25 protein-coding genes are annotated in these 26,146 nt (G+C 67.5%); 12 read left to right on the top strand and 13 right to left on the bottom strand.

Annotated features, from left to right (window positions below):
* On the bottom strand, positions 1-282 hold a 282-nt coding region (locus tag OEJ37_RS22760; protein ID WP_263345816.1), incomplete at its 3' end, for a hypothetical protein.
* A gap of 130 nt (positions 283-412) precedes the next feature.
* Here OEJ37_RS22760 and OEJ37_RS22765 point away from each other — a divergent pair.
* On the top strand, positions 413-877 hold the full coding sequence (locus OEJ37_RS22765) for a GNAT family N-acetyltransferase (RefSeq protein ID WP_174420369.1): 465 nt from the start codon (positions 413-415) through the stop codon (positions 875-877).
* A 26-nt stretch (positions 878-903) separates the two neighbouring features.
* On the opposite strand, the gene OEJ37_RS22770 is transcribed toward OEJ37_RS22765, so the two are convergent.
* Positions 904-1,782 carry an AraC family transcriptional regulator gene (locus OEJ37_RS22770; RefSeq protein WP_175920259.1) on the bottom strand — a complete coding sequence of 293 codons (879 nt, stop codon included), beginning with the start codon at positions 1,780-1,782 and terminating at the stop codon, positions 904-906.
* 256 nt (positions 1,783-2,038) lie between these two features.
* Between OEJ37_RS22770 and OEJ37_RS22775 the strand changes: the two genes are divergently transcribed.
* Entirely contained in the window at positions 2,039-2,452 is a 414-nt protein-coding gene (locus tag OEJ37_RS22775; RefSeq protein WP_174420371.1) for a gamma-glutamylcyclotransferase, read from the top strand.
* 125 nt (positions 2,453-2,577) lie between these two features.
* On the opposite strand, the gene aceB is transcribed toward OEJ37_RS22775, so the two are convergent.
* Entirely contained in the window at positions 2,578-4,170 is a 1,593-nt protein-coding gene (aceB, locus tag OEJ37_RS22780; protein ID WP_263345821.1) for a malate synthase A, read from the bottom strand.
* Positions 4,171-4,235: 65 nt separating this feature from the next.
* Positions 4,236-4,997, bottom strand: coding sequence for a haloacid dehalogenase type II (locus OEJ37_RS22785; RefSeq protein ID WP_175920257.1), 762 nt, complete (start codon positions 4,995-4,997; stop codon positions 4,236-4,238).
* A 154-nt stretch (positions 4,998-5,151) separates the two neighbouring features.
* On the opposite strand from OEJ37_RS22785, the gene OEJ37_RS22790 reads away from it, so the two are divergent.
* Together OEJ37_RS22790 and OEJ37_RS22795 are read left to right on the top strand one after the other, a co-directional pair.
* The gene (locus tag OEJ37_RS22790; RefSeq protein ID WP_152863930.1) at positions 5,152-6,057 is read left to right on the top strand and encodes a LysR family transcriptional regulator; all 906 of its coding nucleotides are present in this window, start codon (positions 5,152-5,154) and stop codon (positions 6,055-6,057) included.
* A gap of 159 nt (positions 6,058-6,216) precedes the next feature.
* Positions 6,217-6,651, top strand: a complete 435-nt coding sequence (locus OEJ37_RS22795; protein WP_174420395.1) for a universal stress protein — start codon at positions 6,217-6,219, stop codon at positions 6,649-6,651.
* A 195-nt stretch (positions 6,652-6,846) separates the two neighbouring features.
* Here the strand turns inward: OEJ37_RS22795 and aceA are convergent, their stop codons facing one another.
* The 3 genes from aceA to OEJ37_RS22810 form a co-directional block, all read right to left on the bottom strand.
* Complete coding sequence (gene aceA, locus OEJ37_RS22800) at positions 6,847-8,154, bottom strand: isocitrate lyase (RefSeq protein WP_152863933.1); 1,308 nt, start codon at positions 8,152-8,154, stop codon at positions 6,847-6,849.
* A gap of 410 nt (positions 8,155-8,564) precedes the next feature.
* On the bottom strand, positions 8,565-10,118 hold the full coding sequence (locus tag OEJ37_RS22805) for a DEAD/DEAH box helicase (protein ID WP_174420375.1): 1,554 nt from the start codon (positions 10,116-10,118) through the stop codon (positions 8,565-8,567).
* Positions 10,119-10,477: 359 nt separating this feature from the next.
* Positions 10,478-10,747 (bottom strand): acyl-CoA-binding protein, encoded by a 270-nt coding sequence (locus OEJ37_RS22810; RefSeq protein WP_011352486.1) that lies wholly within the window; start codon positions 10,745-10,747, stop codon positions 10,478-10,480.
* Between the two features lie 147 nt (positions 10,748-10,894).
* On the opposite strand from OEJ37_RS22810, the gene tsaB reads away from it, so the two are divergent.
* From tsaB to OEJ37_RS22830, 4 genes are read left to right on the top strand one after another with little or no spacing between them, the layout of a single operon-like run.
* Complete coding sequence (gene tsaB, locus OEJ37_RS22815; RefSeq protein WP_174420376.1) at positions 10,895-11,662, top strand: tRNA (adenosine(37)-N6)-threonylcarbamoyltransferase complex dimerization subunit type 1 TsaB; 768 nt, start codon at positions 10,895-10,897, stop codon at positions 11,660-11,662.
* Positions 11,659-12,159: a ribosomal protein S18-alanine N-acetyltransferase gene (rimI, locus tag OEJ37_RS22820; protein WP_174420377.1), complete on the top strand. Its 501-nt coding sequence runs from the start codon at positions 11,659-11,661 to the stop codon at positions 12,157-12,159. The genes tsaB and rimI overlap by 4 nt, the downstream gene beginning before the upstream one ends.
* Positions 12,146-13,165 (top strand): uracil-DNA glycosylase family protein, encoded by a 1,020-nt coding sequence (locus OEJ37_RS22825; RefSeq protein WP_263345829.1) that lies wholly within the window; start codon positions 12,146-12,148, stop codon positions 13,163-13,165. The genes rimI and OEJ37_RS22825 overlap by 14 nt, the downstream gene beginning before the upstream one ends.
* Positions 13,162-14,127, top strand: coding sequence for a DUF1853 family protein (locus OEJ37_RS22830; protein ID WP_263345832.1), 966 nt, complete (start codon positions 13,162-13,164; stop codon positions 14,125-14,127). The genes OEJ37_RS22825 and OEJ37_RS22830 overlap by 4 nt, the downstream gene beginning before the upstream one ends.
* 18 nt (positions 14,128-14,145) lie before the next feature.
* Here OEJ37_RS22830 and thiD read toward each other — a convergent pair whose 3' ends face one another.
* Both thiD and lplT read right to left on the bottom strand, forming a co-directional pair.
* Positions 14,146-14,955: a bifunctional hydroxymethylpyrimidine kinase/phosphomethylpyrimidine kinase gene (gene thiD / locus OEJ37_RS22835; RefSeq protein WP_263345834.1), complete on the bottom strand. Its 810-nt coding sequence runs from the start codon at positions 14,953-14,955 to the stop codon at positions 14,146-14,148.
* A 58-nt stretch (positions 14,956-15,013) separates the two neighbouring features.
* Positions 15,014-16,321, bottom strand: coding sequence for a lysophospholipid transporter LplT (gene lplT / locus OEJ37_RS22840; RefSeq protein ID WP_174420381.1), 1,308 nt, complete (start codon positions 16,319-16,321; stop codon positions 15,014-15,016).
* Positions 16,322-16,539: 218 nt separating this feature from the next.
* Between lplT and alr the strand changes: the two genes are divergently transcribed.
* The 3 genes from alr (at position 16,540) to OEJ37_RS22855 (ending at position 19,411) form a co-directional block, all read left to right on the top strand.
* Positions 16,540-17,610 carry an alanine racemase gene (alr, locus tag OEJ37_RS22845; protein ID WP_174420382.1) on the top strand — a complete coding sequence of 357 codons (1,071 nt, stop codon included), beginning with the start codon at positions 16,540-16,542 and terminating at the stop codon, positions 17,608-17,610.
* 11 nt (positions 17,611-17,621) lie between these two features.
* The gene (radA, locus tag OEJ37_RS22850; RefSeq protein ID WP_175947447.1) at positions 17,622-18,998 is read left to right on the top strand and encodes a DNA repair protein RadA; all 1,377 of its coding nucleotides are present in this window, start codon (positions 17,622-17,624) and stop codon (positions 18,996-18,998) included.
* A gap of 146 nt (positions 18,999-19,144) precedes the next feature.
* The gene (locus OEJ37_RS22855; RefSeq protein WP_034184728.1) at positions 19,145-19,411 is read left to right on the top strand and encodes a DUF2866 domain-containing protein; all 267 of its coding nucleotides are present in this window, start codon (positions 19,145-19,147) and stop codon (positions 19,409-19,411) included.
* A 164-nt stretch (positions 19,412-19,575) separates the two neighbouring features.
* Here OEJ37_RS22855 and OEJ37_RS22860 read toward each other — a convergent pair whose 3' ends face one another.
* Positions 19,576-21,507, bottom strand: coding sequence for an ATP-binding cassette domain-containing protein (locus tag OEJ37_RS22860; RefSeq protein ID WP_175947448.1), 1,932 nt, complete (start codon positions 21,505-21,507; stop codon positions 19,576-19,578).
* A 136-nt stretch (positions 21,508-21,643) separates the two neighbouring features.
* Here OEJ37_RS22860 and OEJ37_RS22865 point away from each other — a divergent pair, with 136 nt between their 5' ends.
* Positions 21,644-22,123: a glutathione peroxidase gene (locus OEJ37_RS22865; RefSeq protein ID WP_152863955.1), complete on the top strand. Its 480-nt coding sequence runs from the start codon at positions 21,644-21,646 to the stop codon at positions 22,121-22,123.
* A 63-nt stretch (positions 22,124-22,186) separates the two neighbouring features.
* Here OEJ37_RS22865 and cls read toward each other — a convergent pair whose 3' ends face one another.
* The 3 genes from cls to dapE all read right to left on the bottom strand — a co-directional run bounded on the left by cls (position 22,187) and on the right by dapE (position 25,807).
* Positions 22,187-23,635: a cardiolipin synthase gene (gene cls, locus OEJ37_RS22870; protein WP_263345844.1), complete on the bottom strand. Its 1,449-nt coding sequence runs from the start codon at positions 23,633-23,635 to the stop codon at positions 22,187-22,189.
* Between the two features lie 112 nt (positions 23,636-23,747).
* Positions 23,748-24,656, bottom strand: a complete 909-nt coding sequence (prmB, locus tag OEJ37_RS22875; RefSeq protein ID WP_174420386.1) for a 50S ribosomal protein L3 N(5)-glutamine methyltransferase — start codon at positions 24,654-24,656, stop codon at positions 23,748-23,750.
* 11 nt (positions 24,657-24,667) lie between these two features.
* Entirely contained in the window at positions 24,668-25,807 is a 1,140-nt protein-coding gene (gene dapE / locus OEJ37_RS22880; protein WP_263345846.1) for a succinyl-diaminopimelate desuccinylase, read from the bottom strand.
* Between the last annotated feature and the right edge of the window lie 339 nt (positions 25,808-26,146).

The raw sequence follows: 26,146 nt of genomic DNA on the forward strand, positions 1-26,146 counted from the left end.
GAATACCGGCCTGTCACGCCGGGGGTCGCGGGTTCGAGTCCCGTCCGCTCCGCCAAACAAACGAAAGTGCCCGCCTTGTGCGGGCATTTTCGTTTGTGCGTTCGGTTGTTGCGCCCGTCCTCGGGCGCGTGGTCGCGGATCGGAGGAAGCCGCCTGCGCGGCTTGCGGCGGGACTCGAAGGGCTGCGCTTGCAAGCGCAGCCGCGGCCTGCGGGATGCAGGCGAGTCCCGTCCGCTCCGCCAGAAAATTGAAGAAGCCCGCCTTGTGTGCGGGCTTCTTCATTTGCGTTTCCGGTTGCGTCCGTCGGGCACTCCGATCCGGGTATCGGGCGCCACATCGCTACGAGAAATTCGCGATTGCATCCGTGCGCGACTGCGCTATCGTGGCGGGATGCGTTCTTGACCCCTGCGCGATGCTCGATCCGACCGACCTGCGACTCCTGTATCAGCTCCGGCCCGCGGAGCCCGACGATTTCCCGTTTGCCGAAGCGCTGACGCACGGCAACATGGGCGGCTACTACAAGCGCCATGGGCTCGTGTGGCGCAGCGATCTGTTCTATGCGAGCTGGCGCGAATCAGAGAACTTCATCCTCGAAGCCGACGGCGAGCGCATCGGCGTGCTGCGCGTGACCGAGGAAGGCGACTCGCTGCATATCCGCGATGTCCAGATCGTGGCCGGCCATCGCGGGCAGGGCGCCGGTACCTACATGCTCGACATGTCGCACCGCTGGGCGCGTGCGCGCGGGCTGCACGAATTGCAGTTGCGCGTGTTCGTCGACAATCCCGCCGCGCGTCTCTACCTGCGCATGGGCTACCAGGTAGCGGGGCCGCGGCTCGCGCAACTCGGCTCGATCCGCCACATGGTGCGGCCGGTCTGAAGATCTGACGATCCGGAGCGCAGCCCTCAGCGGAAGGCGTCGATCGCGTCGTCGTCCGGCGTTTCATCGTCCGCAATGCGACCTTCCGCGCCGCGGTGCTCGTAGCCGCGCAGCATGAACGCGCGCGGGCTTTCGCCGAATGCACGGCGGAACATCGCCGAGAACGCGCTCTGGCTCTGGTAGCCGAGTTCGCGCGCGATATGCGACAGCGGGCGCCCCTGGTTCAGCAGCGGGATCGCCCGCGCCAGCAGCGCCTGCTGGCGCCACTGCGAAAAGCTTACGCCCAGTTCCTGCTTGAAGAGCCGCGAAATCGTGCGCGTGCTCGCACCGACCTCGCTTGCCCAGTGTTCGAGTGATTCCGCATGCGCCGGTTGCGCGAGTACCGATTCGCACAGTGTGCGCAGCCGTTTCTCGTCGGGCATCGGCACGGCGAGCGGCAACGGCTCGGCATGGCTCAGCTCGTCGAGCACGAGCCCGCACAGCAGGCGCTCGCGCGCGGTGCTCAGGTCGCGCGCATCGAGCGCGACGATCAGTTCGCGCAGCAATCCCGTTACTTCGACGACGCGGCAAGCGTCGAGCCCGTCCGGTACGATCGACTCGTCGATATACAGCGTGCGCAAATACGCTTCCTCGACGATCACGACCTCGTGCGTCACGTGCGGCGGCACCCAGATCGCGCGGGACGGCGGCACCATCCACGTCGTGCCGGTCGTTGCGACGCGCAGCACGCCGCGCGACGCGTACGCGAGCTGCGCCCACGCATGCGTGTGCAGCGGGATGCGGCGGCCGGCGTCGACTTGCCGCGCGCGCACGCGCATCGGATGGACGGCGGTCGGCGCGAATTCGGGCGGAATGTCGATGACGTCGTACGGGTTCGATGTATCGGCTTGGACGGGCGGATTCATGGACGGTTCGGGCGGCGCGGCGGCGATGTCGTTATTTTAGAAGGCGCCGCGCGAGCGCATGCGGCGGTTTGTCGGGCGATCATGCCGTGTTCAAATGAACTTTGTATGGGGCCGGGCGAATTCTGCGCGGCTGCCCGGGGCCGTGCGCTTGCCGGTCAGAACCATAGGGTCGATCCGGTGGTCTATCGATGCGTGCGCAATTTCGCACGAATCGCGCGCGAACACGGCAACACACGAATCGAAGAGGAGAACCACGATGCGCTACGTATTCGTCTACGGCACCCTGAGAGCCGGAGAAACCAACGACATCGGCCATGCGGCCGCACGGCACGGGATCGCCGCGCCGACGCTGCTTGGCGCGGTCGCGCTGCCGGGCGAACTGTACGATTTCGGCACGTATCCGGGGATGGTCGCCGGGCCGGCCGGCAAGTCGCTGGTCTGGGGCGACGTCTACGAGGTCGATGAACGGCTCGTTCCCGTGCTCGACGAGATCGAGCGCGTCTATCCGGGCGTCGACACGCTGTTCAAGCAGGAAGAGGTGACCGTCGAACTCGGCGGACGCCAGTATGCATGCCTGTATTATCCGGTCGCCGCCCATGCGGCAGCCGGGCGTCCGCGCATCGCGTCGGGCGACTGGGTCCAGCACCGGCGCGAGCGGGAAGCCGCCTGAGCGTCCGCGCGGCAGTCGGTTTCGCCGCAAAGGAAAAGCGCCCCGCGGGGCGCTTTTTTCGTGCGGTTGTCGCGTGCGACCGGCGATGGCACGTGGCCGGCCGCCGATCGCGGCGGACAGCTTCGTCAGATTTCCTCGTACAGCGGCAGCGTCAGGAATTCGGTGAAGCCTTCCGACGTCGACATCTTCTCGAAGATCGCCGCGGCGCGCTCGTACGGTTGCGTGTTGCCGCCGACCGAACGCTTCACGTTGTCGAGCTCGACCTTCGTGTATTCGCGCACGAGTTCGGCCGTGACCTTGCGGCCGTCGTCGAGCACGCCCTTCGGCGAGCGGATCCACTGCCACACCTGCGAGCGGGAAATCTCGGCGGTGGCCGCGTCTTCCATCAGGTTGTGGATCGGCACGCAGCCGTTGCCGTCGAGCCACGCACCGAGGTAGTGGATGCCGACGTTGATGTTGTTGCGCAGGCCGGCTTCGGTGATCGGCGCTTCAGGCTGGAAGTCGAGCAGGTTCTTGCCTTCGACCTGCACGTCGTCGCGCTGCTTCGCGATCTGGTTCGGCTGGTCGCCGAGCACCTTGACGAATTCTTCCATCGCGATCGGCACGAGGCCCGGGTGCGCAACCCAGCCGCCGTCGTAGCCGTCGGTCGCGTCGCGCTGCTTGTCCGAGCGCACGCCGCCCATCGCCTTGTCGTTCGCTTCCGGATCGTTCTTGATCGGGATCAGCGCGCTCATCCCGCCGATCGCCGGCGCGTTGCGCTTGTGGCAGGTCTTCAGCAGCAGCAGCGCGTACGCGCGCATGAACGGCACCGTCATCGTGATCTTCGAACGGTCGGCGAGGCAGAAATCGCGGTCGTTCTTGAACTTCTTGATCGCCGAGAAGATGTAGTCCCAGCGGCCGGCGTTCAGGCCCGAGCTGTGCTCGCGCAGTTCGTACAGGATCTCGTCCATCTCGAACGCGGCGAGGATCGTCTCGATCAGCACCGTCGCGCGGATCGTGCCGCGAGGCACGCCGACCGCTTCCTGCGCGGCGACGAAGATGTCGTTCCACAGGCGCGCCTCGAGATGGCTTTCCATCTTCGGCAGGTAGAAGTACGGGCCCGAGCCGCGCGCGATCAGCTCCTTCGCGTTGTGGAACAGGAACAGCGCGAAATCGAAGATGCCGCCGGACACGCGCTGGCCGTCGACCGTCACGTGCTTCTCGTCGAGGTGCCAGCCGCGCGGACGCACGATCAGCGTCGCCACCTTGTCGTTCAACCGGTACGACTTGCCGTTCTGCTCGAGCGAAATGGTGCGGCGGATCGCGTCCTTCAGGTTGATCTGGCCGTCGATCTGGTTCGTCCAGCTCGGCGCGTTCGAATCCTCGAAGTCCGTCATGTACGAATCGGCGCCCGAGTTCAGCGCGTTGATGATCATCTTGCGCTCGACGGGGCCCGTGATCTCGACGCGGCGGCATTGCAGGTCGGCCGGCAGCGGCGCGACCTTCCAGTCGCCTTCGCGGATCGCCCTGGTATCGGCCAGGAAGTCCGGGCGCTCGCCCGCGTCGAGGCGTGTCGTGCGCTCGACGCGCGCCTGCAGCAGCGCCTGGCGGCGCGGTTCGAACGCGCGGTGCAGCGCTGCGACGAGTGCGAGCGCGTCGGGCGTCAGGATCGCTTCGTAACCCGGCTTGATTTCGCCGGTGATCGTCATGCCTTGCGGCAGCGTGATCGGGGTGCTCATGAGTCTCATCTCCTTGGTCGGTCAGTTGCGGTTTCGGTGAAGGGGGAAGGCGGCAGCTGCGAGCGTCATGCACCCGGGCCGGGGCGCGTGCGGTTTGCGTGTCTGCCGGACGGAGCCGGGGTGGCGAGGAATGCGAGCAGGTCGGCCATGCCGGTGCCCGTGCCGTCGGGCGGCGCGCCGAGTTCCTCGGCGGGCGCGCCGGTGCGGTTGAGCCAGAACGTCGTGTAGCCGAACCAGGTGGCGCCGGCGACGTCCCACGCGTTCGACGACACGAACACGATGCCGCGCGGGTTCGGCCCGAACGCGGCGGTGCCGAGCGCGTAGACGGCCGGACTCGGCTTGTAGGCGCGCACGGTGTCGGCCGACAGCACGCGATCGAACAGCCCGGACATGCCGGCGCTCTTGATCGCGATGTCGAGCATCTGCGAGTTGCCGTTCGACAGGATCGCGAGCGGCGGGCGCGGCTCGAGCGCGCGCAGCTTGCGCAGCGCGGGCACCGTATCGGGATAGGTGGACAGGCACGCGTATTCGTCCATCAGGCGCTTCTCGGCCGCGCTGTTCAGCGCGAGGCCGAGCGCGCGCGCGGCGAACCGCAGCGCATCGAGCGTGATGTCCCGGAACGGGCGATAGCGGGCGCCGGCCGGATCGGCGAGCGTGCGCAGCTGCGAGTATTCGATTTGCTTGCGTCGCCACAGCTGCGACAACCGTTCCCCGTGACCGGGAAACATCTGCTCTGCCGCAGCCACGACTGCATGCACGTCAAACAACGTGCCGAATGCGTCGAAGAGGATTGCGTCGGGAGAGGGGAGTGTCGTTGTGGCCGACATAGCCTTGCGCTCCAGTTTCAGAGGTCGGGTCGATTCTATTCGTGATCGTAGATACTTAAAAAGACGCTAATCATCACTTGATCTTTTACTTTCATATACCTAATCTTGAGCGGCTTAAGCTATTTGAAGGGCGGCGGTGCCGTCCCTGCGAGTCATGGACCGGTTCAAACAGATCGAAACGTTCGCCGCGGTCGCGGCGAAGGGCAGCCTGTCGGCGGCCGCGCACGCGGAAGGCGTCGCGCCGGCGATCATCGGCCGCCGCCTCGACGCGCTCGAGGAGCGGCTCGGCGTCAAGCTGCTGGTGCGCACGACGCGCAAGCTCACGCTGACGTTCGAGGGGTCGGCATTCCTCGAGGATTGCCAGCGGGTCATCAACGACATGCAGAACGCCGAGGCGAGCGTGTCCGCCGGGGGCGTCAAGGCGAGCGGCCACCTGCGCATTTCCGCGCCGGCCGGCTTCGGCCGGCGGCACGTCGCGCCGCTCGTGCCCGAGTTCAGCGGCGGGCATCCGGACGTGTCGGTCACGCTCGACCTGTCCGACCGGATGGTCGACCTCGTCAACGAAGGGTTCGATTGCGCGGTGCGGCTCGGCGAACTGCCGGACTCGTCGCTGGTGTCGCTGAAGCTCGGCGAGAATCGCCGCGTGTGCGTCGCGTCTCCCGCGTATCTCGCGCGGCGCGGCACGCCGGCCACGCTCGCGGAACTGGCGCGGCACAACTGCCTCGCGCTTGCGGCGAACGCTAACCAGCAACGCGGCTGGGCGTTCCAGGAGGACGACAAGGTCGTGTCGATCCGCGTGAACGGCACGATGGAATGCTCGGACGGCGCGGTGCTGCACGAGTGGTGTCTCGCCGGCCACGGCCTGGCATGGCGCTCGTGGTGGGAGGTCGGCGAGGACATCGCGGCCGGCCGGCTTGTCAGCGTGCTCGACGCATTCGCCGCGCCGCCGATCGGCATCCACGCGGTGTTTCCGCAGCGCCGCCACCTGCCGCTGCGCGTGCGCCTGTTTCTCGATTACCTGAAGCACACGTACGAGCGGCCCGGTTATTGGGGCGCGTAGGCCGTGCGTGCCCGCGCGTTTCCGATATGAGGACGAACCCGCTGCCGGTGCCGGTTGCGCGGTTTCGCACACTACAATCGTAGGAGACATGACCGACGCGTGGCGGCCGGCTCGGACGGGATCGCGGCGCGCGGAGTGCGATTGACGAAGGAGGGCGCGATGTTCCGGCACATCCTCGTTCCAACCGACGGTTCCGAACTGTCGCAAAAGGCGATCGACGGCGCGATCGACCTGGCGCGCGCGGTCGGCGCGCGCGTGACGGCCTACGCGTGCCTGCCGCAGTATCCGTACTCGCCGTTCTCCGAAGTGATCATCGAGCCGCCCGCCGATTTCCGTGCGCGCAGCGAGCGCGAGGCGCGCACGCACCTCGACGAGGTCGAATCGGCCGCAAAGGCGGCCGGCGTCGTCTGCGACACGTGGACCAGCGTGCATCCGTCGCCGTATCTCGGCATCATCGAGGCGGCCGAACGCGGCGGCTGCGACGTGATCTTCATGGCGTCCCACGGACGCCGCGGGCTCGGCAGCCTGCTGATCGGCAGCGAGACGCAGCGTGTGCTGACCCATACGAAAATTCCGGTGATCGTCTATCGATAGAGCGGTGCCTGCTGTTGCGGCCGCGCGGGCGGCAGCAGGATCGGCACCGCAGAAAAAGGGCGCGCCGGACGAAAGCCGGCGCGCGTCGTTGCGGCGGCCCGCAGGCCGCGCGGCCGGTCGTGCGATCTGCATCGCGCGCCTGCCGTCTCCTCCCTGATTTTTGTCTTGTTGCCGAAGTCGTGGCGCCTGCGCGCGTTATGCGACCTTCTTGCCGTCGAAGAACTGTTCGTCTTCGGTCGAGCCGTGCAGCGCGGTCGTCGATGCTTCGCGCTCGACCGTCTGCGTCACCGCGTCGAAGTAGCCGGTGCCGACTTCACGCTGATGCTTGACGGCCGTGAAGCCCTTGTCGGCTGCCGCGAACTCGGCCTGCTGCAGTTCGACGAACGCGCTCATCTGCGTGCGGGCATAGCCGTGCGCGAGGTTGAACATCGAGTAGTTCAGCGCATGGAAGCCGGCCAGCGTGATGAACTGGAACTTGTAGCCCATCGCGCCGAGTTCCTTCTGGAACTTCGCGATCGTCGCGTCGTCGAGGTTCTTCTTCCAGTTGAACGACGGCGAGCAGTTGTACGACAGCAGCTTGCCCGGGAACTGCTTGTGGATCGCTTCCGCGAACTTCTTCGCGTACTCGAGATCCGGCTTGCCCGTTTCGCACCAGATCAGGTCGGCATGCGGCGCGTACGCGAGACCGCGCGAGATCGCCTGCTCGAGGCCCGGCTTCGTGCGGAAGAAGCCTTCCACCGTGCGTTCGCCCGTCAGGAACGGCTTGTCGTTGTCGTCGACGTCGGACGTGATCAGGTCGGCCGCTTCCGCGTCGGTACGTGCGACCAGCACCGTCGGCGTGCCCATCACGTCGGCCGCGAGACGTGCGGCCGACAGCTTTGCGACGGCTTCGCGCGTCGGCACGAGCACCTTGCCGCCCATGTGGCCGCACTTCTTCACCGAAGCGAGCTGGTCCTCGAAGTGAACGCCCGATGCGCCTGCCTCGATCATCGCTTTCATCAGTTCGAACGCGTTCAGCACACCGCCGAAACCGGCTTCCGCGTCGGCCACGATCGGCGCGAAGAAGTCGACATAACCTTCGTCGCCCGGGTTCTTGCCTTCCGACCACTGGATCTGGTCGGCGCGCGTCAGCGTGTTGTTGATGCGCTTCACGACGAGCGGCACCGAGTTCGCCGGGTACAGCGACTGGTCCGGGTACATTTCGCCCGCGACGTTCGCGTCGCCGGCCACTTGCCAGCCGGACAGGTAGATGGCCTTCAGGCCGGCCTTCACCTGCTGCATCGCCTGGTTGCCGGTCAGCGCGCCGAGTGCGTTGACGAACGGCTCGTTGTTGATGAGGCTCCACAGCTTTTCCGCGCCGCGCTTGGCCAGCGTGTGCTCGATCGGGATCGAGCCGCGCAGGCGAACGACGTCCTCAGCCGAGTAGCCGCGCTTGATGCCCTTCCAGCGCGGATCGGTTTCCCATTGCTTTTGCAGTTCCTGTGCCTGTTGCTGACGCGACATGATGAGCTCCTTGATGCGGTGTGTTGCCTAATGGGTCGAATCTGACGGTGGGGATGCTGTTCTCGAAGCGGGGAGCAGTGCGTTCCGTTTCGTGAAGTCTTGTATAAGAGTCTAGGCAAATCGACGGGAGCGAAACAGGGGCGGTCTCAGGAAGTAGGTAAATTTTTAGTTGTTTTAAATCAATGATTTGAATTTTTGATTTCGGGATAAGAAATGCTCTTTCCCATCCTGCAATCGCATGGGTTGTGCCACGCAACATGATTTTTTACGACGCAAAAAAATTTTCCGCATTGTGAAATGTACGGCGGGACGAAAAAAAACCGGCGCAGGTGCGCCGGTCGTCTGGATTGGCGGGACGGTCATCCGTGGGGCCGCCATCCGTGGGGCGGCCAGCGGCCGCCCGTGCGTGCTTAGGACGCGGAATTGCCGCGGCGCGGGCCGCTGCTGCGCTGGCCGTCTCGACGCGGGCCGCCGTCGCGGCTGCCGCTCGGCTTGCCGCTCCAGCCACCGCCATTGCCACCGCCATTGCCGCCGCCGTAGCTGCGGCCGTTGCCGCCATGACCGCCGCCCGGCTTGCCGCCGAAACGCCGGCCGCCGCCGTTACCGCCGCCCGGACGGCCGCGGCCGCCATTGCCGCCGCGCGGGGGCGCCGACTTGCGCGGCTCGAAGCCTTCGATCACGTTGACCGGCAGCGGCGAGCGCACGAAACGCTCGATGCGCTTGAGCGCGCCCTGTTCCGCGTGGTGCACGAGGCTCACCGCGGTGCCCGAACGGCCCGCACGGCCCGTACGGCCGATGCGGTGCACGTAGTCTTCCGCGAACTTCGGCAGGTCGTAGTTGAACACGTGCGTGATGCCCGGGATGTCGATGCCGCGTGCCGCGACGTCGGTCGCGACCAGCACGCGCACGCGGCGCTCGCGCAGCGCACGGATCGTGCGGTTACGCGCGCCCTGCGGCAGGTCGCCGTGCAGCGCGGCCGATTCGAAGCCCGCGTCGGCAAGGCGGCCGGCGAGCTGGTCGGCGTCGATCTTGGTCGCCGTGAAGATGATCGCCTGGTCGAGCGCGTCGTCGCGCAGCAGGTGATCGAGCAGGCGATCCTTGTGGTCGCGGTCGTCGACGTAGTGCACGGTCTGCGCGATGTTTGCGCGCGACTCGAGGCGCTGCTGGATCTCGATGCGTTCGGGATCCTTCAGCAGGCGGCTCGTCAGCGAACCGATCTTGCCGTCGAGCGTGGCCGAGAACAGCATCGTCTGGCGCGTCGCGGGCGTCGCGGCGACGATCGTTTCGATATCGTCGATGAAGCCCATGTCGAGCATGCGGTCGGCTTCGTCGAGCACGAGCATCTTCAGCTCGGACAGGTCGATGCGGCCGCGCTCGAGGTGGTCGAGCAGGCGGCCCGGCGTGGCGACCAGGATTTCGGGGTTCTTCGCAAGCAGCATCAGCTGCTGGCCGTAGGCGACGCCGCCGAGGATGCTGACCGTGCGCAGGCGCTTCAGGTGCTTGCCGTAGGTCGATGCGGCCGTGGTGACCTGCATCGCGAGTTCACGGGTCGGCGTCAGCACGAGCAGGCCCGGGCGCGCGACGGGTTGCGGGCGGCGCACGCGGCGGTCGCCCTGGTTCGGTTCGCGCGGCGCGCGCGGTTGCTGCGCCAGCGTCTTCTGGAGCTGCGCGAAGCGTTCGATCGCGGGCAGCATGAATGCGGCCGTCTTGCCCGAACCGGTCGGGCTCGACACCAGCAGGTCGCGGCCGGCGATGCCGGCCGGAATCGCGCGCTGCTGGACCGGCGTCGGCTTCACATAGCCGGCGGCCTGCAGCGCGGAGACGATCTCCGGCGACAACCCGAGCGACGCGAAGCTCGGCTCGTCCGACGCCGGTTCGACCGCGGCCGGTACGGCGGCGTCGTCGAGACCGAGCGCCTGGTCGGCGATCGCGTTGAGCGGGCTGGAGTTGATGCTCGAAGTCATAACAATCCTTGAAACACAGTGGGTGAAACGTCGGCGCCAATCGCGCATACCCAAGTCGTCGGATTCAGCGAGCAAATCGGGAAACGGGTGCAATCCGCCGAACAGTCGGCGGATGAGGCATTAGAAGCTGTTTTGGGTGCGGCGCGCTTCTGGAGCGGGGCCGCCAGCCTGATAAGTGACGACCGCGAGGGTCGAAGCAGGAGGGGACAGGTTCTAAACCGGATTGGAGCTTAACGCTACGAGGCGTCGGGCCGGAACGGCATGCGAGCCGAGCGCGGGGGTGACGCAGGCCGCATTATAAAGAGATTTGCTGCGCTGCGCCACTGATTTGATTGCCTATTGCGAAGGGCGTGGTTCGGTCAGGAAGCCGTGCCGTTTTTCAGCGATTCGACGAGTTCGATGTATTGCTGCTTCGCGGCATCCTGCGACGTGCCCTTCAGTGCATCCCATGCGTCGTACTTGTATTTGCCGACGATGTCGGTGAAGCCCGGCTTGTCGCCGTGCGCATCGCCGTCGGTCGCCTGCTTGAAGAGCGCGTACAGGCGCAGCAGGGTCAGGTTGCCCGGCCGTTCCGTCAGTTGCTTGACGTCGATCTGGGCCTGGTCGAATTGGGCGGTGAGTTCGCTCATCGGGTGTCTCCGTAAGGGTTTCAGGTCGGGCGATCTTAGCAAGCGGACCGCCGCGCGGGGTCGAGCGATCCTTCCAAACCGCCACCGGCGCCGCGCGCGTGCACGGATCGGGCCCGATCGCCCGTGGGAGCGGGGCGCCGCATTACAATGTCGGCCATGACGCAAACAGTGCTCCTCGCCATCGATACGTCGACCGAATACTGCTCGGTCGCGCTGCTGCGCTCGGCTCATGCCGATGACGCCGTTTCCACCCCGCAAACCTGGGTCCGCCATGAACAGACGGGCGCCGTGTCGAGCACGCGCGTGCTGCCGGCGATCCAGGAGCTTTTCGCCGAATCCGGGCTGACGCTCGCCGATTGCGACGCGATCGCGTTCGGCGCGGGCCCCGGCTCGTTCACGGGCCTGCGCACCGCGACCGGCATTACCCAGGGCCTCGCGTTCGGGGGCGGGCTGCCGGTCGTGCCGATCGGCACGCTGCTCGCGTGCGCGGAGCACGCGAGGCTGCGCGCGCCCGGCACGGCCCGCGTGCTTGCCGCGCTGGACGCGCGGATGGACGAAGCCTACTGGGCGGACTTCGCGTGGGATGACAGCACCGGCGACTGGCGCACGCTGCATCCGGCGTCGCTCGATGCGCCGGGCGCCGTCGGCGTGCCCGACGCGCCGTTCACGCTCGCGGGCAATGCGGCTGCCGCGTTCGGCGCGCTATTGCCGGCCGCGGCGCGCGCGGCCGTGATCGACGGCGAAGCATTGCCTCATGCGCTGGCGGTCGCGCATGCCGCGCTGCGCGCGTTCCGCGCCGGGCGCACGGTGCCGGCCGACCAGGCCGCGCCCGAATACGTGCGCGACAAGGTCGCGCAGACGACTGCCGAGCGGATCGCGGCACGGGCCGCGCAGACGGGCGGGGCGAAGGGATGACGGGTGTACTGCTGAGCGACCGCTATCTGGCGCCGATGACGGATGCCGATCTCGACGAGGTCGTCGCGATCGAGCAGGTCGCGTACGAATTCCCGTGGAGCCGCGGCAACTTCGAGGATTCGTTGCGCAATGGCTATCTGGGCGTGTGCCTGCGGCACGTGACGGGTTCACTGATCGGCTATTGCGTGCTGATGCCGGTGATCGACGAAATGCATCTGCTCAACCTGTGTGTCACGCCGGACGCGCAGCGCGCGGGCGCGGGCCTCGCGCTGCTGCGCGAGGCCGTGCGCATTTCGCGCGCGGAGCGGCTCGACGGCGTGCTGCTCGAGGTGCGGCCGTCCAATCCGCGCGCGATTCATCTGTACGAGCGTTTCGGCTTCGTGACCATCGGCCGGCGCAAGAACTACTATCCGGCGAAGCATCGCAGCCGGGAGGACGCGATCGTGATGCGTCTGACGCTGAACAAGGACGAGGGGGACGCACATGGCGTGGGCTGAAGCGGCGCTCGAGGAAATGGGCCTCGCGCAGATCTGGGTGCGGCGCGGGCAGCGCGCGGACGAAGGCGCAGCAGCCGAGGCGCCCGCCGTGGCGCAAACCGGTACGGCGGACGACATTTCCGCCGCCGCCGCGGCCGATCGGCCGGCGCGCGCGGTGCGTGCCCCGGTGCAAGACGATGCGCCGCCGGCTGCCGCACGTGCCGCCGCGGCCTCGCCGGCTCGCGAGCCGGGCATACCGGCATCGGAAGCACCGGCGCGTCGCATCGTCGATGGCGATCGCACGCTCGCGCCGGCGGCTTCAGCCGATTCAATGCCGCCGATGGACGACGCACCCGACGATTTCGCGTGGTTCGACGCGGCGCCGCCGGGCGAGCCCATGCCGGCAGCCGAACCGCGTCCCGCCGGAACGCCGGTTGCGATGCTCGACTGGGATGCGCTGGCCGCGCGCGTGCGCGACTGCACCCACTGCCGGCTGTGCGAGAAGCGGACCAACACCGTGTTCGGCGTCGGCGACCGTGAAGCGGACTGGATGCTGATCGGCGAAGCGCCAGGCGAGAACGAGGACAAACAGGGTGAGCCGTTCGTCGGCCAGGCCGGCAAGCTGCTCGACAACATGCTGCAGTCGCTGGCGCTCAAGCGCGGCGACAACGTGTATATCGCGAACGTGATCAAGTGCCGGCCGCCCGGCAACCGCAACCCGGAACCGGACGAGGTCGCAAGCTGCGAACCTTATCTGCAGCGCCAGGTCGCGCTCGTGAAGCCGAAGCTGATCGTCGCGCTCGGGCGCTTCGCCGCGCAGACGTTGCTGAAGACGGACGCCAGCATCGCGTCGCTGCGCGGCCGCGTGCATGCGTACGAAGGCGTGCCGGTGATCGTCACCTACCACCCGGCGTACCTGCTGCGCAGCCTGCAGGACAAGTCGAAGGCGTGGGCCGACCTGTGCCTCGCGCGCGACACGTTCCGGCGCGCAGAGGGTGAGGACGCGAACGGGCCGGCTGGGCAATGACGACCGGCGCGGCGCTCGCATTCGTCGATACGCTGCGTGACGCCGCGGTTCGCGATCTGGGCTGGCTGCTCGCGAGCCCGAGCCTGCTGACCGCGGCACCCGCCGCGCCGCTCGCGCAACCGTGGCCGGATGCGGCCGGACAGTCGGCCGTCGAGGCATGGCTCGCCGCGCTCGATGCGGCGCCCGAGCCGCTGCGCCGCGCGCTCGACGGGGTGCGACCCACCCGGCTCGGCCGCTACGCCGAATGCCTGCTCGAGTATTTCCTTTCGTACGGACCGTCGCTGCGGCTCGTCGCGGCCAATCTCCCGCTGCGCAGCAACGGCCTGACGCTCGGCGAAGTCGATTTTCTCGTCGATGCGCCGGGCGGGCAGCGCCTGCACTGGGAACTCGCGGTGAAGTGCTATCTGTGCGCGCCGGTGCGCGACAGCGCGTCGCTCGCCGACTTTGTCGGGCCCAATCTCGTCGACCGGTTCGACCGCAAGCGCAGCCGGCTGCTCGACCACCAGTTGCGGCTCGGCGATCGCGCTGGGTTCGCGCTGCTCGGCTACGGCGCGCCGTCCGACGCGCAGATGTTCATCAGGGGTTGGCTGTTCTATCCGCACGGCGCGCCACTGCCGTCGGTGTCCGCCGAAATCTCGCCGAATCACCCGCGCGGTTTCTGGCTGACGCATGCGCAGTGGCCGGCGTGGGCGGCCGCGCAGCGTGCCGGCGTTGCATGGAGCGTGTTGCCGCGGCTTGCGTGGCTCGCGCCGCGGCGCGTTGCCGCCGGCGCGGGCTTCGAACCCGAACCGCTCGCGGCCGCACTCGAGCTGCCGCCCGTGCTGGCGACGCGTCAGGCCCCCGACTTGATCGGCATTTATGAGAAGAGCGGCGATGGCACGTGGCGCGAGACGGCGCGCGGCTTCGTCGTGCCGGACGACTGGCCGGCGCGTGCGCAGGCGTTCGCGGCGCAGGACGACTGACGCCGCGTCAGGCGGCGCTTACCACCAGCGATGGAAGTGATGAACCGGGCCGACGCCGTGGCCGACGTCGAGGCGGCCGCTCGCGGCGATCGCGCCGGTCAGGTAGGCCTTCGCTTCGCGCACCGCGCTTTCGAGGTCGGGCTGCTGCGGCAGCAGCGCGGCGATCGCCGACGACAGCGTGCAGCCCGTGCCGTGCGTGTTGCTGACCGGCACGCGCGGGCCGTCGAGCCGCACGGTGTGCGCCGCATCGACGAGCCAGTCGGGGCTCGCGGCCGCGTCTGGCAGGTGGCCGCCTTTCATCAGCACGGCGCGCGCACCCGTCTGCAGCAACGCGCGGCCTTGCCGGACCATGTCGTCTTCAGTGGTCGCGGCTGCGTCGCCGAGCAGCGCGGCCGCTTCGGGCAGGTTCGGCGTGACGACGGTCGCCAGCGGCAGCAGCGCGTCGCGCAACGCGTCGACCGCATCGGGCGCGAGCAGCGCGTGCGAACTCTTCGAGATCATCACCGTGTCGAGTACGACGAAGCGCGGCGCGTAACGGCGCAGCGCGTCGGCCACCGCGTGCACGATTGCCGCGTTCGCGAGCATCCCGATCTTGACCGCATCGATGCGGATGTCGCTGAACACCGCGTCGAGCTGCGCGGTCACGAACGCGGCGTCCGGCGCGTGCACGCCCGTTACGCCGCGCGTGTTCTGCGCGGTCAGCGCGGTGATCACGCTGGCGCCGTACGTGCCGAGCGCGGAAAACGTCTTCAGGTCGGCCTGGATGCCTGCGCCGCCGCCCGAATCGGAGCCGGCGATCGTCAGGATGTTGGGTATCGGGTGCGTCATGATGGCAACGCGCCGGTTCGAAGACGGGCGCTGGCGAACGGAAACGGGAAGTGTAGCGTCAGTGCCGCGCTTCGCCGATCAACGCGACCGAGTCGAACTGACGCTGGTTCGCCTGGTGGCGGCGCATCACGAGCCACATTGTCAGGCAGACGAACGTGCCGAACAGCACGATCACGACGCCGACCGGCACGTCGAGCCACACGAGCACCGCATACAGGCACAGCATCACGAGCACCGACAGGTTCTCGTTGAAGTTCTGCACCGCGATCGAGTGGCCGGCCGACAGCAGCACGTGGCCGCGATGCTGCAGCAGCGCGTTCATCGGCACGACGAAGTAGCCCGACAGCGCGCCGACGCAGATCAGGAAGATGTACGCGACGATCAGGTAGACGGGCATGCGCAGGTGGCCGAAGTGCACGGCCCAGTTCGACGGGAACAGGTCGCGCGTGTAGAACGCCATCAGCATCACCGCGATGCCCATGATGATGCCGACGGGTAGCACGGTCAGCGACTTCTTCAGCGGGATCCGGGCGGCGGCGGCGATTGCGCCGGCCGCGACGCCGACCGCGACCACGGCCTGCAGGATCGCGCCCTCCGACAGCGACATGCCGAGCGACACCTCGGCCCACTTCAGCACGATGAACTGCAGCGTCGCGCCCGCGCCCCAGAACAGCGTCGTGACCGCCAGCGAGATCTGGCCGAGCTTGTCGCGCCACAGCACCATGAAGCAGTCGGCGAAATCCGTGAGGAGCTTGACCGGGCCGCGTTCCTGCTTCGGATAGCGGGCGCCGGTATCGGGAATGCGCAGGTTGAACAGCGCGGCGATCACGTAGATCGCCATGATGATCGCCATCGCCGCTTCGGCGGGTGTGCTGATCCAGGCGGGTGTGTGCGCGATGACGTGCGACGCGATGTGCGGGCTGATCAGCGCACCGCCGAGCACGGTGCCGAGGATGATCGAGCTGACGGTCGTGCCTTCGATCCAGCCGTTCGCGGCGACCAGCCGATCGGCCGGCAGCAGCTCGGTGAGGATGCCGTATTTGGCGGGCGAGTAGGCCGCCGCGCCGAACCCGACGATCCCGTACGCGATCAGCGGGTGGGCGCCGAGCAGCATGATCATGCAGCCGACCACCTTGATCGAGTTGGTGATGAACATCACGCGCCCCTTCGGGCGCGAATCCGCGAAAGCACCGACATACGCCGCCAACACCACATAGGACAACACGAAGAACAGCTTCAGCAGCGGTGTCATCCAGTTGGGGGCGTGGAGGTCTTTCAGCAGGGCGATGGCGGCGATGAGAAGCGCATTGTCGGCCAGCGACGAGAAAAACTGCGCGGCCATGATGGTGTAAAAACCTTTTTTCATCTGATGCGATGCTTTCGTCGCTGCGGCAGGGCCGCGTAGGCCGCCTGATATGCGATCGGCTTATTCCGTTCGAAATGGGTTGTGCGCACGGCTTTATAACATGAAAATACGCCAATTCGGACTAGCAAGATTCCCCGATCGTTCCGCAAATTGTCGGCTTCGGTGCTCAAAAGGCGCGGTAAGCTGCTGATTCGCAAGCGTCTTTACGTAAATTTCCCATGCCGCGCCCGATCTCCGCCACCATCCACACCGCCGCTCTCGCGAACAATCTCTCCGTCGTCCGCCGCTTTGCCGGCCCGTCCAAGGTCTGGGCGGTCGTCAAGGCCAACGCGTACGGCCACGGTCTCGCCCGCGCGTTTCCCGGCCTGCGCGGCACCGACGGCTTCGGCCTGCTCGACCTCGACGAGGCCGTGAAGCTGCGCGAGCTCGGCTGGGCCGGCCCGATCCTGCTGCTCGAAGGCTTCTTCCGGTCGACCGACATCGACGTGATCGACCGCTACAGCCTGACGACGACCGTCCACAACGACGAGCAGATGCGGATGCTGGAAACGGCGCGGCTGTCGAAGCCCGTCAACGTGCAGCTCAAGATGAACAGCGGGATGAACCGGCTCGGCTACGTGCCGGAAAAATACCGCGCGGCCTGGGAGCGCGCCCGCGCGTGCCCCGGCATCGGCCAGATCACGTTGATGACCCATTTTTCGGACGCGGACAACGAGCGCGGCGTCGCCGAGCAGCTCGCGACGTTCGAGCGCGGTGCGGAAAACATCGCCGGCGCGCGCAGTCTCGCGAATTCGGCCGCCGTGCTGTGGCATCCCGATACGCATTTCGACTGGGTGCGGCCGGGGATCGTGCTGTATGGCGCGTCGCCGTCCGGGCTGTCGTCCGATATCGCCGACACGGGGCTGAAGCCGGCGATGACGCTGGCGTCCGAGCTGATCGCGGTGCAAACGATCGCGAAGGGCCAGGCCATCGGCTATGGATCGACGTTCTCCGCGCAGGCGCCGATGCGGGTCGGCGTCGTCGCGTGCGGCTACGCGGACGGTTATCCGCGCGTCGCGCCCGAAGGCACGCCCGTGATCGTCGACGGCATCCGCACGCGTATCGTCGGCCGCGTATCGATGGACATGATTACCGTCGACCTGACCCCGTGCCCGCAGGCCGGCGTCGGTGCGCGCGTCGAGCTGTGGGGCAATACACTGCCGATCGACGACGTCGCCCGTCATTGCGGCACGATCGGCTACGAGCTGATGTGCGCGGTCGCCGGCCGCGTTCCCGTGCGCGCGGAATAAGGGCGTCGCGCGTGGCCAAACAGAAAACCGTTTATGTCTGCAGCGAGTGCGGCGGGCAGTCCCCGAAGTGGCAGGGGCAGTGCCCGTCGTGCCAGGCCTGGAACACGCTCGTCGAATCGGTCCCCGAGACGCCGTCGGCCCACCGTTTCCAGTCGCTCGCGAAGCGGGCGCCCGTACAGCGGCTGGTCGACATCGAAGCGGCCGACGTGCCGCGCTTCTCGACCGGCATCGGCGAATTCGACCGCGTGCTCGGCGGCGGGCTGGTCCCCGGCGGTGTCGTGCTGATCGGCGGCGACCCGGGCATCGGCAAGTCGACGCTGCTGCTGCAGTCGCTCGCGGACATCGCGAGCGAACGGCGCGCGCTCTATATCAGCGGCGAGGAATCGGCCGCGCAGATCGCATTGCGCGCGCAACGGCTTGCGCTGCTCGACGGCGGTACGCCGGCGGCCGAGCTGCAGCTGCTCGCCGAGATCCAGCTCGAAAAGATCCAGGCCGCGATCGACGCGGAGCGGCCCGACGTGGCCGTGATCGACTCGATCCAGACTGTCTATTCGGAAGCGCTCACGTCGGCGCCGGGCTCGGTCGCGCAGGTGCGCGAATGCGCGGCGCAGCTCACGCGCATCGCAAAACAGTCGGGCACTGCGATCATCATGGTCGGGCACGTGACGAAGGAGGGCAATCTGGCCGGCCCGCGCGTGCTCGAGCACATCGTCGACACGGTGCTGTATTTCGAGGGCGACACGCATTCGTCGTTCCGGCTCGTGCGCGCGTTCAAGAACCGCTTCGGCGCGGTCAACGAACTCGGCGTGTTCGCGATGACCGAGCGCGGGCTGCGCGGCGTCGCGAATCCGTCCGCGCTGTTCCTGTCGCAGCACGAGCAGGTCGTGCCCGGCTCGTGCGTGCTCGTCACGCAGGAAGGCACGCGCCCGCTGCTCGTCGAAATCCAGGCGCTGGTCGATACCGCGCATGTGCCGAACCCGCGTCGGCTTGCGGTCGGGCTCGAACAGAACCGGCTCGCGATGCTGCTCGCGGTGCTGCACCGGCACGCGGGCATCGCGTGCTTCGACCAGGACGTGTTCCTCAATGCAGTGGGCGGCGTGAAGATCACCGAGCCGGCCGCCGACCTCGCGGTGCTGCTCGCGATCCATTCGTCGATGCGCAACAAGCCGCTGCCGAAGGGGCTGATCGTGTTCGGCGAAGTGGGGCTGGCGGGCGAGATCCGGCCGTCCCCGCGCGGGCAGGAGCGGCTGCGCGAGGCGGCGAAGCTCGGCTTTACGGCCGCGCTGATTCCGAAGGCGAATGCGCCGAAACAGCCGATCGAAGGGTTGAACGTGATGGCTGTCGAGCGGATCGAGCAGGCGATCGACCGCGTGCGCGATCTCGAGTGATCGGCCCGGCAGCCGCGCGGGCTGTGGCTGTCGGCGATCTGTCGCGTAATTCTCTGTAAAGAATATGTAGGCTGCTGTAACCCGCCGGACATTGCTTTTCCCTATCCTTTGCCGGATTGTCGAACCGCGCAATGCGAAGGGAACCTATGTTGAAATCGTATGGGGAAGCGCCGGGCGGACGCCTTTACAACCTGCGCGGCTGCCGCGTGTCGGAGCCGATTCGCCAGCCCTGGGGCGGTGGATGCCGGATCGTCGAATGGATCGACGAGGAAGGGCGCCTGGCGCGCAAGGTCGTATCGGAGGACGTGACCGAAGCGGAGGTCGCCGCGGCGATCCGGCGGCCGACCGAAGGGCGCCGGTACCTGATGGGCGACGACGAGCAGCTGCCGCGCGACACGCTGCCGCGGCGCTGAGCCGGCAGGCGGCTTACGAACCGACGAACAAGGGCAGAAAAGGGCCGGGCTGGTGCGCCCGGCCTTGTCGCATCTGGGCCCGACGCTGACCCGATGGCTTGTCGAAGAACCCGTGCCGCCAGCGTGCTTGGCTGGCGGCGCCGGCCGGCTGCACTGCGGCCGCGTCAGCCGATCTGCTCGAGCTCTTCGTGCGCGGCGAGCCAGTCGGCCTCGATCGTTTCGAGACGCGTGTTGACGTCCCCGAGCTTGCGGATCGCGTCGGTCAGCTCCGTCTTGCGCGCGGCCTCGTAGCTCGCCGGATCGGCGACGAACGTGTCGAGGCGCGCCTTCTCCGCGTGCAGCGTCTCCATTTCCTTTTCGAGCTTCGTGATGCGCGACTGCAGCGGTTTTTTCAACACCGACAGGCGCTGCCGCTCCTCGGCAGCCTGACGCTTCTGGTCCTTGCGGTTCGCCGCGGCGCCCGCGCCCGACGCAGCCGCGCTGTCGGCCTTCGCGGCCGCGCGCTGCTCGGCCGCGTGCTGCAGCAGCCAGTCGCGGTAGTCGTCGAGGTCGCCGTCGAAGGGCTGCAGCCGGTGCTTCGCGACCAGCATGAACTGGTCGGTCGTCGCGCGCAGCAGGTGGCGGTCGTGCGATACGACGATCAGCGTGCCTTCGAACTGCGCGAGCGCCATCGTCAGCGCGTGGCGCGTTTCGAGATCGAGGTGGTTCGTCGGTTCGTCGAGCAGCAGCAGGTTCGGCTTCTGCCAGATGATCAGCGCAAGCGCGAGGCGCGCTTTCTCGCCGCCCGAGAACGGGCCGACGGCGCTGGTCGCCATGTCGCCCGAGAAATTGAAGCCGCCGAGGAAGTCGCGCAGTTCCTGTTCGCGCGTATCGGGTGCGAGCCGCGCGAGATGCGCGAGCGGCGAATCGTCCTCGCGCAGCGTTTCGAGCTGGTGCTGCGCGAAATAGCCGATCGTCAGCCCCTTGCCCTCGCGGACGTCGCCCGACAGCGGCGCGAGCGTGCCGGCCAGCGTCTTGATCAGCGTCGACTTGCCCTGGCCGTTCGCGCCGAGCAGGCCGATGCGCTGCCCGTTCTGGATCGACAGCGCCACGCGTTCGACGATCGGGATGTCCGCACCGTCGTCGGCATGGTAGCCGCAGCGGACGTCTTCCATCACCATCATCGGGTTCGGCGCGGCGTCGGGCGTGCGGAATTCGAACGTGAACGGCGACGCGATGTGCGCGGGCGCGATCAGCTCCATCTTCTCGAGCGCCTTCATCCGGCTTTGCGCCTGCTTGGCCTTGGTGGCCTTGGCCTTGAAGCGGTCGACGAAGCTCTGCAGGTGCTCGATGGTCTTCTGCTGCTTTTCGTATGCGCTTTGCTGCAGCGCCAGTTGCTGCGCGCGCAGCACTTCGAATTGCGAGTAGTTGCCGCCGTAACGCTTCACCTGGCGGTTTTCCAGGTGCAGCGTGACGTTGCAGATCGAATCGAGGAATTCGCGGTCGTGCGAGATCACGACGAGCGTGCCGGGGTAGCGGTGCAGCCAGTCTTCGAGCCAGACGATCGCGTCGAGGTCGAGGTGGTTGGTTGGTTCGTCGAGCAGCAGCAGGTCGGAGCGGCACATCAGCGCCTGCGCGAGGTTCAGGCGCATGCGCCAGCCGCCGGAGAAGCTGGCGACGGGCTCGCGTGTCTGGGCGAGCGTGAAGCCGAGGCCGAGCAGCAGCGCTTCGGCGCGGGCGGGCGCGGTGTAGCCGTCGGCATCGGCGAAGGCCGCGTGCGCGTCGGCTTCGGCGGCGCCGTCATGCGCGGCGGAAGCAGCGGCGATGCGCGCCTCGATCTCGCGCAGCGCGGCGTCGCCGTCGAGCGTGTAGTCGAGCGCCGAGCGGTCGACCGCGGGCGTTTCCTGCGACACGTGGGCGATCCGCCACGACGGCGGCATCGAGAAATCGCCGGCGTCCGAGTGCAGCTCGCCGCGCAGGACCGCGAACAGCGTCGACTTGCCGGCGCCGTTCGCGCCGATCAGGCCGGCTTTCTCGCCGGGATTGAGCACGAACGAGGTCGACTCGAACAGCGGCTTGGTGCCTCGCGCAAGGCTGAACTGATTGAAACGGATCACGGCGGAAATGACTGGCCAAAACCGCTATTCTAGACTGCGCGCCGCTCTTGCCGGGCATCGGCCGCTCGGCGGATGCCGCAACGGCCCGATTTCGCCTAGACTCCACGTCGATCCGGTTTCGTAAAAGGAGTGCCCGATGTCCACCCTGTATTCGTTCAGCGCAGAGACGCTCGCCGGTGCGCCGGTTTCGCTCGACGCGTATCGCGGCAAGGTGCTGCTGATCGTCAACACCGCGAGCGAGTGCGGTTTCACGCCGCAATACGCGGGCCTGCAGAAACTGTACGATCAGTACGCCGCGCGCGGCTTCTTCGTGCTCGGCTTCCCGTGCAACCAGTTCGGCAAGCAGGAGCCCGGCGACGCCGCGCAGATCGGCGCGTTCTGCGAGCGCAATTACGGCGTCACGTTCCCGATGTTCGCGAAGATCGACGTGAAGGGCGACCATGCGCATCCGCTGTACCGCTACCTGACCGACGAGGCGCCCGGCATTCTCGGCCTCAAGGCGATCAAGTGGAATTTCACGAAATTCCTGGTCGACCGCGAAGGGCACATCGTCAAGCGCTACGCGCCGTCGACCAAGCCCGACGAAATCGCTGCGGATATCGACAAGCTGCTGTAACGGCAGGGGGCGACGTGCGCCGCGCAGGTGCGGATCGCGCGGAGGCTGCCGTCCGCCCGGCGGTTACAGGATCGGCGCGAACAATCGCGCGACGTGCATCGCGATCCGCCGCCATGCGGGCGACTGGCGGTATTCGTTCGCATCGACCTCGTATGCCAGCGCGAAGTCGGCATCGAGCATCGTCTCGACCTCGTCGGCGAATGCGCGGTCGACGGTCAGCACCATGATCTCGAAGTTGAGTCGGAACGAGCGATTGTCGAGATTCGCGCTGCCGATCGCCGCCGCGATGCGGTCGATCAGCACGACCTTCTGGTGCAGGAAGCCGGGCCGGTAGCGGAACACCTTGACGCCCGCGTCGATCAGGTCGCGCGCGTACAGCTTCGATGCCTCGAACACAACGTAGTGATCGCGCCGGCTCGGGATCAGGATACGCACGTCGACGCCGCGCATCACCGCGAGTTTCAGCGCTGCGATCACGGCTTCGTCGGGGACGAGGTACGGCGTGGTGATCCAGACCCGCTCGCGCGCCGCATTGATTGCCTCGACGAAGAACAGCGAGCCGGTTTCCTGCTTGTCGGCCGGCCCCATCGGCACCGCGAGGCAATGCATGCCGTCGCCGGGCCGTGCGGGCGGCGGCGGCGCGAGCGGCGGCAGCTTCTGCGTCGCCCAGTGCCAGTCTTCGGCGAACACGTACTGGATGCTTGCGACCACGGGGCCGCGAATCTCGATGTGCGTGTCGCGCCACGGCGACAGGCGCGGCTTCGCGCCGAGATATTCGACGCCGACGTTGTGGCCGCCGACGAATGCGCGATTGCCGTCGACCACGACGATCTTGCGATGGTTGCGGAAGTTGAGCTGGAAGCGATTGACGAACTTGCGATTGGTCGCGAACGGATGGACCTCGACGCCGCCACGGCGCAATGTGTCGACGTAGCTGTGCGGCAGGTCGAAGCTGCCGATGCTGTCGTACAGCAGGCAGCAGCGCACGCCGGCCGCCGCACGCGCCAGCAGCGAGTCGCGCAGCATCTGGCCGAGCGCATCGTCACGCACGATGAAGAACTGGACGACCACGTAGTCGCGCGCGCCATCGATCGCCGACAGGATCGCCGAGAACGTCGCGTCGCCGTTCACGAGCGTGCGCACCGAATTGCCGCCGAGGAACGGCATGCCGCCGAGTCGCGTGAGCGCGAGCACGGCGGCCTGGCCGAGCGCGTCGGCGGCCGGCCCGTCGGTCGCGTCGGCCGCATCGGTACTGAGCCACGGCGAGCGCGGTGTGTGCGTGCGCAACAGTTCCAGCTCGTGGCGCCGGGCGTCGACGTAGCCGGAGAACTTGCTGCGGCCGAGGAACAGGTACGGAATGAGCGTCAGGTATGGCATCGCGGCGAGCGACACGGCCCACGCGATCGCGCCTTGCGACGTGCGCGTGTTCATGATCGCGTGGCACGCCGCGACGATCCCGAGCACGTGGATGGTCAGGATCAGGGTGCCGAGATGTAGCCAGTCGAGGGTCATGGGCGCGTGACGGACTCCTGAGGTCGTGCGGCGCGGCGGCCGCTTACGCGCATCTTACCCAACCGTGCGGCGCAGCGGTGCGCCTTGCCGCACGGAAGGGGAGCCGGGAGGCTCAGGCCTTGCGTGGCAGGTCCGACGCCTGGATCAGGAACACGGTGTCGTCGCCCGCGCTGGTGGGCAGCCATGTGAGTTCGAGGCCGCCGAACGCGGCTTCGACGTTCTCGCGCTCGTTGCCGATCTCGACGACGAGCACGCCGTCGTCGTGCAGCCAGCGGTGTGCTTCGGCGACGATGCGTCGCACGATGTCCATCCCGTCGTCGCCGCCCGCGAGCGCCATCTCGGGCTCGTGCCGGTATTCGGGCGGCAGCGCGGCCATCGACGACGCGTTCACGTACGGCGGGTTCGTCAGGATCACGTCGTAACGTGCGCCGGGGTCGGTACGGAACGCGGGCAGCGGCGCGTAGAGGTCGCCGCGATGCAGCGCGATGCGGTCTTCGAGGCCGTAGTCGCGCACGTTGATCTCCGCGACTTCGAGTGCCTTGTCGGACAGGTCGACCGCATCGATCTCGGCGTTCGGGAACGCGCTCGCCGCGAGGATCGCGAGGCAGCCGGAGCCCGTGCACAGTTCGAGTACCGCACCGACCTGCTCGGGATCGGCCACATACGGTTGCAGCCCGTCGTCGAGCAGTTCGCCGATGAACGAGCGCGGCACGATCACGCGTTCGTCGACGTAGAAGCGGTGGCCATGCATCCAGGCTTCGTGCGTGAGATACGCGGCCGGCACGCGGTCGGTGGCGCGCCGTTCGATCACCGCGAGCACGGCCGCGATTTCGTCGGGCAGCAGCCGCGCGTCGAGGAACGGCTCCAGCGTGTCGAGCGGCAGGTCGAGCGTGTGCAGCACGAGGTAGGCCGCTTCGTCATACGCATTGTCGGAGCCGTGGCCGAATGCGAGCTTCGCCTTCGAGAAGCGTGTGACCGCGTAGCGCAGCAGGTCGCGAACAGTTGCAAAAGGTGTCGTCATGCGAGGCTCCATCAGGCGGTCAGTTGTTCGAGCACGCGGCGGTACACGTTCTTCAGCGGATCGACGAAGCGCACTTCGATGTGCTCGTCGATCTTGTGGATGCTGCCGTTCGGCGGGCCGAACTCGATCACCTGCGGGCAGATGCGCGCGATGAAGCGGCCGTCCGACGTGCCGCCGGTGGTCGACAGCTCGGTCGTGATGCCGGTCTCGGTGCGGATCGCGTTTTCCAGCGCATTCGACAGCTCGCCACGCGGCGTCAGGAACGGCAGGCCGCTCACCGACCACTTCAGCGTGTATTCGAGGCCGTGCTTGTCGAGGATCGCGTGCACGCGTGCCTGCAGGCCCTCGACCGTGCTCGCGGTCGAGAACCGGAAGTTGAACAGCAGGTCGGCATGGCCGGGGATCACGTTGGTCGCGCCGGTGCCGGCGTGCAGGTTCGACACCTGCCAGGTGGTCGGCGGGAAATATTCGTTGCCTTCGTCCCACTGCTCGGCGGCGAGCTCGGCGAGCGCCGGCGCGAGCAGGTGGATCGGGTTCTTCGCGAGGTGCGGATACGCGATATGGCCCTGGACGCCCTTGACGACCAGCTCGCCCGACATCGACCCGCGGCGGCCGTTCTTGACGACGTCGCCGAGCTCGGCGGTCGACGTCGGCTCGCCGACGATGCAGTAGTCGAGGCGTTCGCCGCGCGCCTGCAGCAGTTCGACGACCTTGACGGTGCCGTCGGTGGCCGGGCCTTCCTCGTCGCTCGTGATCAGGAACGCGATCGCGCCGCGGTGGCCGGGATGGGCCGCGACGAATTCCTCGGACGCGACGACGAACGCCGCGAGCGATGTCTTCATGTCGGCCGCGCCGCGGCCGTACAGCTTGCCGTCTCGATGGGCGGGAATGAACGGCGGCGAGGTCCACTGTTCGAGCGGGCCGGTCGGCACGACGTCGGTGTGGCCCGCGAACGCGAGCAGCTTGCCGTCGCGGCCGTCGGCGCCGCGCTTGACGGCCCACAGGTTGGTCACGCCGTGCGACGCGATGGTCTCGCATTCGAAGCCGAGCGCGGCGAGGCGACCGGTCATGATCTGCTGGCAATGCTGGTCGTCGGGCGTCACGGACGCGCGGGCGATCAACTGTTCGGTAAGGGCTAGGGTGGCGGACATGGTTCGGACCACTTTCGATAAAAAATGCCGGCACGGGGGCCGGCAGCGACAAGACGTCGGGCTAGGGCCTGTTCACGCTAATAACGGGCTTGCGCTGGCCCCCAGAAGGGCCGAGCGCAAGGATCGCGACGAAGCGAATACTCGACGTATTCGCGAGGAGCATGACGCGGCGATCGGCCCTTCTGGGGGCCAGCCCCACGAATGATTTTTTCCAAACAGGGGAACGTGCCTTGCCGGCCGCATTGCGGCGTCGCGCGTCGCTTGTTTGGCTCGGCCAAACGGCGCTCCTTGCTTCTTGCACTGCAGCCGGCAAGGCACGTTCGCAAGCCCGTTATTAGC

This window comes from Burkholderia sp. BKH01 (assembly GCF_025685725.1).
Lineage (GTDB): Bacteria > Pseudomonadota > Gammaproteobacteria > Burkholderiales > Burkholderiaceae > Burkholderia > Burkholderia pyrrocinia_C.

Excerpts from the sequence above, each read along its gene's own strand:
- aceA (WP_152863933.1), bottom strand. The coding sequence starts at position 8,154 with ATGTCGCGTCAGCAACAGGCACAGGAACTGCAAAAGCAATGGGAAACC.
- aceB (WP_263345821.1), bottom strand. The coding sequence starts at position 4,170 with ATGAGCACCCCGATCACGCTGCCGCAAGGCATGACGATCACCGGCGAA.
- OEJ37_RS22805 (WP_174420375.1), bottom strand. The coding sequence starts at position 10,118 with ATGACTTCGAGCATCAACTCCAGCCCGCTCAACGCGATCGCCGACCAG.
- cls (WP_263345844.1), bottom strand. The coding sequence starts at position 23,635 with ATGACCCTCGACTGGCTACATCTCGGCACCCTGATCCTGACCATCCAC.
- alr (WP_174420382.1), top strand. The coding sequence starts at position 16,540 with ATGCCGCGCCCGATCTCCGCCACCATCCACACCGCCGCTCTCGCGAAC.
- lplT (WP_174420381.1), bottom strand. The coding sequence starts at position 16,321 with ATGAAAAAAGGTTTTTACACCATCATGGCCGCGCAGTTTTTCTCGTCG.
- OEJ37_RS22810 (WP_011352486.1), bottom strand. The coding sequence starts at position 10,747 with ATGAGCGAACTCACCGCCCAATTCGACCAGGCCCAGATCGACGTCAAG.
- OEJ37_RS22830 (WP_263345832.1), top strand. The coding sequence starts at position 13,162 with ATGACGACCGGCGCGGCGCTCGCATTCGTCGATACGCTGCGTGACGCC.
- prmB (WP_174420386.1), bottom strand. The coding sequence starts at position 24,656 with ATGACGACACCTTTTGCAACTGTTCGCGACCTGCTGCGCTACGCGGTC.
- OEJ37_RS22770 (WP_175920259.1), bottom strand. The coding sequence starts at position 1,782 with ATGAATCCGCCCGTCCAAGCCGATACATCGAACCCGTACGACGTCATC.
- OEJ37_RS22825 (WP_263345829.1), top strand. The coding sequence starts at position 12,146 with ATGGCGTGGGCTGAAGCGGCGCTCGAGGAAATGGGCCTCGCGCAGATC.
- dapE (WP_263345846.1), bottom strand. The coding sequence starts at position 25,807 with ATGTCCGCCACCCTAGCCCTTACCGAACAGTTGATCGCCCGCGCGTCC.
- OEJ37_RS22785 (WP_175920257.1), bottom strand. The coding sequence starts at position 4,997 with ATGTCGGCCACAACGACACTCCCCTCTCCCGACGCAATCCTCTTCGAC.
- tsaB (WP_174420376.1), top strand. The coding sequence starts at position 10,895 with ATGTCGGCCATGACGCAAACAGTGCTCCTCGCCATCGATACGTCGACC.
- thiD (WP_263345834.1), bottom strand. The coding sequence starts at position 14,955 with ATGACGCACCCGATACCCAACATCCTGACGATCGCCGGCTCCGATTCG.
- OEJ37_RS22795 (WP_174420395.1), top strand. The coding sequence starts at position 6,217 with ATGTTCCGGCACATCCTCGTTCCAACCGACGGTTCCGAACTGTCGCAA.
- rimI (WP_174420377.1), top strand. The coding sequence starts at position 11,659 with ATGACGGGTGTACTGCTGAGCGACCGCTATCTGGCGCCGATGACGGAT.
- OEJ37_RS22775 (WP_174420371.1), top strand. The coding sequence starts at position 2,039 with ATGCGCTACGTATTCGTCTACGGCACCCTGAGAGCCGGAGAAACCAAC.
- OEJ37_RS22865 (WP_152863955.1), top strand. The coding sequence starts at position 21,644 with ATGTCCACCCTGTATTCGTTCAGCGCAGAGACGCTCGCCGGTGCGCCG.
- OEJ37_RS22855 (WP_034184728.1), top strand. The coding sequence starts at position 19,145 with ATGTTGAAATCGTATGGGGAAGCGCCGGGCGGACGCCTTTACAACCTG.
- OEJ37_RS22765 (WP_174420369.1), top strand. The coding sequence starts at position 413 with ATGCTCGATCCGACCGACCTGCGACTCCTGTATCAGCTCCGGCCCGCG.
- OEJ37_RS22790 (WP_152863930.1), top strand. The coding sequence starts at position 5,152 with ATGGACCGGTTCAAACAGATCGAAACGTTCGCCGCGGTCGCGGCGAAG.